The sequence below is a fragment of the Streptomyces sp. MK37H genome (genome assembly GCF_018035285.1).
In the GTDB taxonomy this organism is placed as follows: Bacteria; Actinomycetota; Actinomycetes; order Streptomycetales; family Streptomycetaceae; genus Streptomyces; species Streptomyces endocoffeicus.
Genome location: NZ_JAAAYH010000381.1, coordinates 1 through 8,715, shown reverse-complemented (window position 1 = coordinate 8,715; position 8,715 = coordinate 1). Strand labels below are relative to the sequence as shown.

Annotated in this window: 5 protein-coding genes and 1 pseudogene; all 6 read right to left on the bottom strand. The window is 70.8% G+C overall.

What is annotated here, in order from left to right; genetic code table 11:
• Positions 1-717 precede the first annotated feature (717 nt).
• On the bottom strand, positions 718-3,420 hold the full coding sequence (locus GWI24_RS35060; protein ID WP_210950079.1) for a SpoIIE family protein phosphatase: 2,703 nt from the start codon (positions 3,418-3,420) through the stop codon (positions 718-720).
• A 222-nt stretch (positions 3,421-3,642) separates the two neighbouring features.
• Positions 3,643-4,107 carry a (deoxy)nucleoside triphosphate pyrophosphohydrolase gene (locus tag GWI24_RS35055; RefSeq protein WP_210950078.1) on the bottom strand — a complete coding sequence of 155 codons (465 nt, stop codon included), beginning with the start codon at positions 4,105-4,107 and terminating at the stop codon, positions 3,643-3,645.
• Positions 4,108-4,229: 122 nt separating this feature from the next.
• Positions 4,230-4,415 carry an SPOR domain-containing protein gene (locus GWI24_RS35050; protein ID WP_020868678.1) on the bottom strand — a complete coding sequence of 62 codons (186 nt, stop codon included), beginning with the start codon at positions 4,413-4,415 and terminating at the stop codon, positions 4,230-4,232.
• Positions 4,416-4,561: 146 nt separating this feature from the next.
• Positions 4,562-6,217 carry an APC family permease gene (locus tag GWI24_RS35045; protein ID WP_210950077.1) on the bottom strand — a complete coding sequence of 552 codons (1,656 nt, stop codon included), beginning with the start codon at positions 6,215-6,217 and terminating at the stop codon, positions 4,562-4,564.
• 225 nt (positions 6,218-6,442) lie between these two features.
• On the bottom strand, positions 6,443-8,233 hold the full coding sequence (locus tag GWI24_RS35040; RefSeq protein WP_247617297.1) for a cytosine permease: 1,791 nt from the start codon (positions 8,231-8,233) through the stop codon (positions 6,443-6,445).
• 183 nt (positions 8,234-8,416) lie between these two features.
• Positions 8,417-8,715: pseudogene (locus GWI24_RS35035) on the bottom strand (GntR family transcriptional regulator); the annotation flags it as partial.

Here is an 8,715-nt window from a genome sequence, read left to right as displayed (position 1 = left end):
CGGAGCGAATACCCCAGTTTCGGGGCCTGGAGCGGATACCCCGACCCGGGGCCCGGAGCGAATACCCCAGTTTCGGGGCCTGGAGCGGATACCCCGACCCGGGACCTGGGACGGATACCCCGACCCGGGACCTGGGACGGACGCCCCGGCCCGGGGCCCGGAGCGAATACCCCAGTTTCGGGGCCTGGGACGGACGCCCCGGCCCGGGGCCCGGAGCGAATACCCCAGTTTCGGGGCCCGGAGCGGATACCCCGACCCGGGACCTGGGACGGACGCCCCGGCCCGGGACCTGGAGCGGATACCCCGACCCGGGACCTGGGACGGACGCCCCGGCCCGGGGCCCGGAGCGAATACCCCAGTTTCGGGGCCTGGAGCGGATACCCCGACCCGGGGCCCGGAGCGAATACCCCAGTTTCGGGGCCCGGAGCGGATACCCCGACCCGGGACCTGGGACGGATGCCCCGGCCCGGGACCTGGAGCGGATACCCCGACCCGGGACCTGGAGCGGACGCCCCGGCCCGGGGCCCGGAGCGAATACCCCAGTTTCGGGGCCCGGAGCGGATACCCCGACCCGGGGCCCGGAGCGGATACCCCGGCCCGGGGGCTGGGGCGGATGCCCCAGTTTCGGGAAGGGGCGGGGAGGGGAAAGTTCCGCCGGCAGTACCTCCGCTTCGTGTCGCGGGCCCGGGCCCGCTGCCGTAACGGGTCGTGGCCCCGTCACCACAGGCTGAGCAGCGCCTCCACCGAGTCCGGACCCGAGGGCCGGCCGTCCGGAAGGGCCAGCTCGAACCAGACGGTCTTGCCGAGCGGGGTCCTGCGGCTTCCCCAGCCCGCGCTGAGCATCCCGACCAGCTGGAGCCCGCGCCCGCCCTCGTCGGTGTCCCGGGCGCGGCGCCGCCGGGGCTGGACCAGACCGCCGTCCCAGACCTCGCACACCAGCGTGCGGTCCAGCAGCAGCCGCAGCCGGATCTCGCCCTGGCCATACCGCAGGGCGTTCGTCACCAGCTCGCTGACCAGCAGCTCGGTGGTGTCCACCAGATCGTCCAGCCCCCAGGACTCCAGCTGCTCCCGGGCCAGTTCGCGGGCCCGGCCCACGGACTGCGGGGCGCTGGGAAGGTGCCAGTCGCCGACGGACTCGGCCGACAGGCCCTGCACCCGGGCCATCAGCAGGGCGATGTCGTCCTCGCCGTGGTGGGTGTCGAGGGTGCTCAGGACGTGGTCGCAGACGTCCTCGAGGGAACCGGCCGCGGCGTTCCCGCCGTCGGCGCCGTCCGGAGTGTTGAGGGCCGCGCGCAGGGCGTGGAGCCCCTCGTCGAGGGTGTGGTCGCGGGACTCGACCAGACCGTCGGTGTAGAGGGCCAGCAGCGCGCCGTCGGGGAGCTCGACCTCGATCTCCTCGAACGGCTCACCGCCCACGCCGAGCGGCAATCCGGGCGGGACCTCCATCAGCAGAGCGCCCTCGCCCGGCTCCACGAGGACAGGGGGTGGATGCCCGGCGTTGGCGAACGTGCAGCGCCGGGTGACCGGGTCGTAGACGGCGTAGACGCAGGTGGCGAGGTAGACCTCGGTCAGATCGGAGGAGTCGTCGGCGGCCTTGCCGTCGCGCGCGAGGGCGCGCGAGCCGGGCCGCGCGCCGGCGTGCGAGCCGCCCGGTGTGCCAAGGCCGCGGGCGATCTCGTCCAGCGCGGAGAGCACCTCGGCGGGCTCCAGGTCGAGCAGGGCGAGGGTGCGTACGGCGGTGCGCAGCTCGCCCATGGCCACGGCGGCGCGCAGCCCCCGCCCCATGACGTCGCCGACCACCAGCGCGGTGCGGTGCCCGGGCAGCTCGATCACATCGAACCAGTCGCCGCCCACCTCGGTCGCCGCGTTCCCCGGCAGATAGCGGCAGGCGATATCGAGCCCGGCGGCCTCCGGGTCGCCGGGCGGGAGAAGGCTGCGCTGGAGTATCAGCGCGCGTTCATGTTCTCTGCGGTACAGCCGGGCGTTGTCGATGCTCACGGCGGCGCGGGCGGCCAGCTCGACGGCGAGCGCGCGGTCCCGTTCGCCGAACGGCTCGCTGCCCTTGGTGCGGGAGAACTGGGCCAGGCCGACGACGGTGTCCCGCGCGACCATCGGCACCACCAGGGTGGACTGCAGCATGGCCCCGAACTCCAGGGCCTCGCTGCCGTCCCGCCCGGGGACGACGCGGACCTGGGCGGTGCGCAGGGCGTGGGCGCACAGCGAGTTGAAGGGGTAGCGGTGCACCTCGCCGACCTGGATGGGCTTGGGGTCCTCCACGGTGTTGACGCGGCAGATGTCGCCGAAGGCGACCGGGCCGTCGGAGACCGCGCTGGCGAAGGCGACGCGGCGCAGTTCGGCGCTGCCGTCGGCGAGCCCGGGCGGGGTCTCGTCACCGGAGAGCAGCCCCTGGTAGAGGTCGACCGAGGCCAGGTCGCAGAACTGCGGTACGGCCACGTCCAGCAGCTCGCGGGCGGTGGTCTCCAGGTCGAGCGAGGTGCCTATTCGGGCCCCGGCCTCGTTCAGCAGCGCCAGATTGCGCCGTACGCCCGCGGCCTCCTGTTCGGCGCGGCGGCGGCCGGTGACATCCGCGGCGAGCCCGGCGACGCCGATGGGGCGGCCGGAGCCGCTGTGCAGCCGGTAGAGCGAGACCGACCAGCGGCGGCGGTCGGGGCTGCCCGGCGCCTGGCCCACGATGGGCATATCGGTCAGCGACTGCCCGGAGTCCAGGACCTGACGCAGCGCGGCGGCCAGCCGGTCGGCCTCGCCGCGCGGCAGCAGATCGTGCGGGGTCGTACCGCGGTACTCGTCGGTGGGGCGACCGAAAACCTTCGCAAAACGCTCATTGACGCGGAGGATCCGCAGATCGGTCCCGAAGAGGAAGAAGCCGAGCGGAGATTGACCGAAAACGGCCTGTGAAGAAGCAAGATCGGTTTCCAGCCCGCGCAACGCGCTGACGTCCACCGCGATACAGAGCGCGGCCCGCTTTCCGTGCTCGTCCTGAGCGGGCATCACATAGACCTCGGCGATGCCATGCCCGCTCGGCGCCCGGGGGTTACGGTAGGGAACCAGCCCGGTCCACTCCCGGCCGTCGAGGATGTCGGCCACCGCACGCTGGCCCGTCTCCTGGTACTCCGGCGGTACGAACGCCTCCACCGGATCCTTGCCGATGGCCTGGCTCGCCGTCAGCCCCAGCAACTCCGCGGCCCGTTCGCTCCACTGCGCGATCCGGCCGTCGGGCCCGAGCGCGAAGGAGGCGACCCGGATGTAGTCATAGATCGAGCCGGGAGGACTGCTCTGCCACACCGCCGACATCGAGGACATGGACGACATGTCTGACATCGAGGACCCCTGTGACATCGGCGACACCTGCGAACCCACCGTCTCCTCGGGCATATCAGCCCCCGCTGGCTTCTCGCTCATGCGCCCGTCCCCTCCGGCTCAGGTGCTCCGACCGGCTTCAGATAGCCGAGTATCCAGCACTTCGGCCATCCCGAGTACGGTCTTCACGATCACAGCACTATCTCAGCCCGCCATCAGTGTCCGTCCCGGCTTTTGGTGAAGCGCTCATGATCAGCGCTCCCCCTCACTCCTAACCGGACGGAGGCGGCTCGAACCCCATGGATTTTCCCGCGCGGGACGTTCTCAAGAGGTGCGTGGGCGGGTCCCCTCGGTGGCCTCGGCCGACCCGGCGTCGGACGCCCCGGCATCGGCCCCGGCCGCGCGCAGCCTGCGGACCGCCTCCGCCACCGCGGGGCGGTCCTCGTCCAGCCAGTCCACCTCGTCCACCCGGTCCGGGGGGAGCCAGCGCAGTTCGTCGTGGTCCTGGAGCGGGCGCGGCTCACCGGAGCGCAGGGCCGCGGTCCACACCCGCAGCACAAAGCCGGGTTTGAGGGGCCACTCCCCCGGCAGCGGTTCGAGCGGCTCGGCCTCGACCCCGAGCTCCTCGCGCAGTTCGCGGACGAGCGCCGCTTGCGGGGTCTCACCGGGCTCGGCCTTGCCGCCGGGCAGCTCCCAGCGGCCCGCGAGCTCGGGCGGGGCGCTGCGCCGCGCGGCCAGCAGCCGGCCCCGGTCGAACACCGCTCCGCCCACCACCACACACACGCTCATGATCCGCACCCTAGCCTGCGCGGAAGCACACCGGAGGGGCGGGAGCGCCCCGGGGTAGGGAAGAAGTACGCATTCCTGCGGACCGGATGTACGTATTTCCGCGGGCTGAAACCGGACTCGGGCTAACCGGACTGACGGGACGCGGCGGTCCGCTCGACCACGTACAGCTGCTCCTGGCCCTCGCCCTCGAGGCGGTCGGCCACCTCCTGGGCCTCCGTCCTGGTGGCGTAGCGCCCGACGCGGTAGCGGTTGCCGTTGCTGTCCTGGCGGATCACGAGCCAGGGCAGGACAGCATTCCCGTCACTCATCTCCCCGCCCCTCCGCTGTGGCGCGCCCGGGCGCACGACCCCGCGACACCGTTAAGGAAATCCCGATCCGCATATGCCCGAGCCTACGCCCTACCTTCACGCAGCGGATACGTGTTCTTACAAGGAGGCACTCATCCGGCCATGTCTCAGACGCCGACTTCGGCCTTCACCCGGTCGTCGCCGCTCTCGCCCGCATCGTCGGCCGGGGTGGCGCCCAGCTCGCGCTCGGCCTCCAGCAGCGTCGGATTGCGCCATGCGCTGCGTACGCCCCAGAAGTAGAAGGCCAGCCCGATCAGCGCGACGATCACGATGTCCCAGCCGCCCGGCAGATAGCCACGGCCGCCGAAATCCTTGCCGCCGGCCCACGACACCGCCGCCATGACGAGCAGATACGTGACCATCCAGGCACCGGCGGCCAGATGCGGCCGCAGCTCCGCCCACGGCTTGCGCAGCTCGTACCAGGCCCAGATCGGCAGCCCGATCGCCATGATGAGGATGACCTTGCCGGTGAGCGGCCAGCGGGCCCAGTACAGCACCAGCGAGCCGAAGACCATCGCGATCGGCGCGATCACCGGCATCGCGCGCAGCCGCACCGGGCGCGGCAGCTCCGGGGAGAGGCGGCGCAGCGACATCACGGCCACCGGACCGGTGATGTACGAGATCACGGTGGCGACGGAGACGATCTCGGCGAGCGAGCCCCAGCCGCGGAAGACCGCGAGGAAGATGAAGGCGATCCCCAGGTTGAGCAGCAGCGCCGGGCGCGGAATGCCGGTCTTGGGGTCGACCTTGCCGAAGATCCCGGGTAGATGGCCGTTCTCCTGGACGCCCTGGATCATGCGGGAGGTGGTGGCCGCGTAGATCATGCCGGTGCCGGACGGGGAGATGAAGGCGTCCGCGTACAGCAGCATTGCCAGCCAGTTCAGGCCCCAGGCCAGGGAGAGATCGGCGAGCGGGGAGTTGAAGGAGAGCCCGGACCAGCCGCCGTGCCGCAGATCGGCGGCGGGGACGGCGGTCAGGAAGGCGATCTGCAGCGCGACGTAGATCACCAACGCGATGAGGATCGAGCTGATGACGGCCTTGGGCAGCGACTTCCCCGGATCACGGGCCTCGCCCGCCATGTTGAGCGGCGACTGGAAGCCGTTGTAGGCCCAGACGATGCCGGAGACGGCGACCGCGGTGAACACGGAGCTCCAGCCGTTGGGGGTGAAGCCGCCGTTGCCGGTGACATTGCCGGTGTCGAAGTGCGACAGCAGCAGCGCGCCGGCGGTCAGGGTCGGCACGACCACCTTGAAGACGGTGATCGCGGTGTTGGTCTTCGCGAAGAGGGTGATCGCGAACCAGTTGAGGAAGAAGTAGAAGAGCAGCAGCACGGACGCGAGCGCGACACCGCTGCCGGTCAGCTCCTTCCCGTCGTACAGCGCCTTGGCCCAGCCGAAGTCCCAGGAGGACATGTACTGCACGGAGGCGGTGGCCTCACCTGGGATCACCGAGACGATGGCGATCCAGTTGGCCCAGGCGGCCAGATATCCGGCCAGCGAGCCGTGGGAGTACTGGCCGTACCGGACCATGCCCCCGGCCTTGGGGAACATCGAACCCAGCTCGGAGTAGGTCAGGGCGATGGTCAGGGCGACGGCGGCGCCGATCACCCAGGCCAGAATGGCGGCGGGCCCGGCCAGCGCGGCGGCGCGCTCGGCGCCGAACAGCCAGCCGGAGCCGATGATCGACCCGAGGCCCACGGCGGTGAGGGCCACCGGTCCGAGTGACCTTCGATAATGCGAGTGGGAACCCTGCTCCGTGCTCAAGTTCCTGGCACTCCTTTCGCCCCCCGACGACCGGACACAAACCGATCCATCGTAAGAGCGAAATGGATGATCCCCTTCCAGTAACCCCTTCCACCTGCGCTTATGTGAGTTTTGCAACAGAGGGCGCGGGAACCGCGCTCAGGTGACGGTAGTCGCGCCCGTACGCAGGGTGAGGTTGCTCACGTGCTCGCGGAGGGATGGCTCACGTACTCGCGGAGGGGTTGCTCATGTCCCCACGGAGGGACCGTCCACGGCGGGGCCGCCCACCGTGGGAAGCGGCATCAGCACCGGCTCGCCCATGGGCGCCTTGCGGCACGCATCCCCGCACTCGGCGTCCAGTGAGCAGCACAGCGAGCAGACGGCCCCCGCGCGCACCGGGCAGTCGGCGATGTCCGGCAGCTCGTACGCCGTCTCGCACGAGGCGCACAGGTGGGTGGCGGTGATGTCCGGGACGTCGGCACCGGGCCCGTTCACCGGGTTCTTCCGGGCCAGGTAGTAGCGGCCCCCGGTGAGCCAGGCCAGCAGCGGGCAGAGCACCAGCGCGAGACCGCAGGCGATGAAGGTCGAGAACGCCTCGGCCACCTCCCCGAAGACCCCGAAGAAGGCGACGATCGAGACCGCCGACGCGATCACCATCGCGCCGAATCCGGCGGGGTTCACGGGATGCAGATACGCGCGCTTGAACTCGATGTACTTCGGGCTCAGCCCGAGCGGCTTGTTGATGACCAGATCGGCGGCGACGGCGGCTATCCAGGCGATGCCGACGTTGGAGTAGAAGCCCAGCAGCTTGTTGAGCGCCGCGAACATGTTCATCTCCATGAGCGCCAGCGCGATGGCGAGGTTGAGGAAGATGTACCAGACCCGGCCGGGGTGGCGGTGGGTGACCCGGGAGAAGAAGTTGGACCAGGACAGCGAGCCGCTGTAGGCGTTGGTCACATTGATCTTGATCTGGGAGACCACCACGAAGAGCGCGGCGGCGGGCAGCGCGACCGAGCCCAGCCAGGGCTTCAGCGCCTCGATCTGCGGGGCGATGGGCTCCAGCGCATGGGTCTTGCCGACCGCGTCGAGCGCCACGAACGCGAGGAAGGCGCCACCGATCTGCTTGGCCGCGCCGATGACCACCCAGCCGGGGCCGGCGGCCAGGACCGCCAGATTCCAGCGCCGCCGGTTCTCGTCGGTCTTCGCGGGCATGAACCGCAGATAGTCGGCCTGCTCACCGATCTGTGCGATCAGCGAGAGCGCGACACCCGTGCCCAGGCCGTATCCGATCCAGTCGAAACCGGAGCCCGCGCCCTCGGTCCCGCCGAAGGAGGCGAACGCGCCCCAGGAGTCCGGCGCCTCGAAGGCCAGCACCACGAACGGCAGGGCGAGCCCGATCAGCCAGATCGGCTGGGTCCACGCCTGCACCTTGGCGAGCGCGCCCATGCCGCGGAAGACGATCGGGATCACGATGAGGGTGGTCAGCAGATAGCCGACCGGCAGCGGGATATGGAGGGCCTGATGCATGGCCTGCGCCATGATCGAGCCCTCCAGCGCGAAGAAGATGAAGGTGAAGCTGGCGTAGATCAACGAGGTCAACGTCGAGCCGAAGTAGCCGAATCCGGCACCGCGGGTGATCAGATCCATGTCCAGGCCGTAGGTCGCACAGGCGCGGGCGATGGGGATGCCGGTCAGGAAGATGATTGTCGCCGCGGTGAGGATTGAGGCGATACCGCTGGTGAAGCCGTAGGTGAAGACGATGGACGCGCCGATGGCGAAGTCCGCGAGATAGGCGATGCCACCGAGCGCCGTGGAGGCGACCATGGTGGGCGACCAGCGGCGGTAGGAGTGGGGTGCGTAGCGCAGCGAGTAGTCCTCACGGCTCTCGTCCGCCGCCAGCCGGGCGTAGCCGCGCCGCGGGACGGTTGCCGTCGGCGCGCCCGCCTCGGCAGCGACGGTATCGACCGCCCCGACCGCACCAACCGCACCAACCGCACCAACCTCATCAACCGAATCGACATCGACCGCATCCGTCATACCGGCTTCCCCTGTCGCTCGGGCCTCACTCTTACGCCCGAGGACGGTAGGAGCCGGAGGTCACGGGCGGCCGCGATGCGCCATTGCCGGGCCGTTACGGGGGCGGGGCGGCGGTTAACTCGCGGTAAGACGCCCCGGGACGGACCGCTCGGCTATCGGCGAGCACCGACAGCGGGCGAACGATCACTTCACCGGCAGCCGGTACGCGATCCGATAGCGCTCGGCCAGCACCACCACATCGGCGGTCTCCACCGGGCGGCCGCCCGCGAAGTACGTACGCGAGACGACCATCACCCAGTGGCCCGGCACCCCGCCCAGCGCCAGCACCTCCTCGGCCCGGCCGGGGCGCGCGCCGACCTCCTCCGCCATGTTGTCCACCACCAGGTCGAGGGCGGCCATCCGGTCGACGACCCCGCGCCCGGCCAGCGGGCCCTCCTCGGGCAGCATCACGGGCGTACGGCCGGTGAGCCCGAGCGGCTCCC

Bases quoted from the DNA above. Each gene is read 5' to 3' on its own strand.
- GWI24_RS35050 (WP_020868678.1), bottom strand. From the start codon at position 4,415: ATGAGTGACGGGAATGCTGTCCTGCCCTGGCTCGTGATCCGCCAGGAC.
- GWI24_RS35055 (WP_210950078.1), bottom strand. From the start codon at position 4,107: ATGAGCGTGTGTGTGGTGGTGGGCGGAGCGGTGTTCGACCGGGGCCGG.
- GWI24_RS35060 (WP_210950079.1), bottom strand. From the start codon at position 3,420: ATGAGCGAGAAGCCAGCGGGGGCTGATATGCCCGAGGAGACGGTGGGT.
- GWI24_RS35040 (WP_247617297.1), bottom strand. From the start codon at position 8,233: ATGACGGATGCGGTCGATGTCGATTCGGTTGATGAGGTTGGTGCGGTT.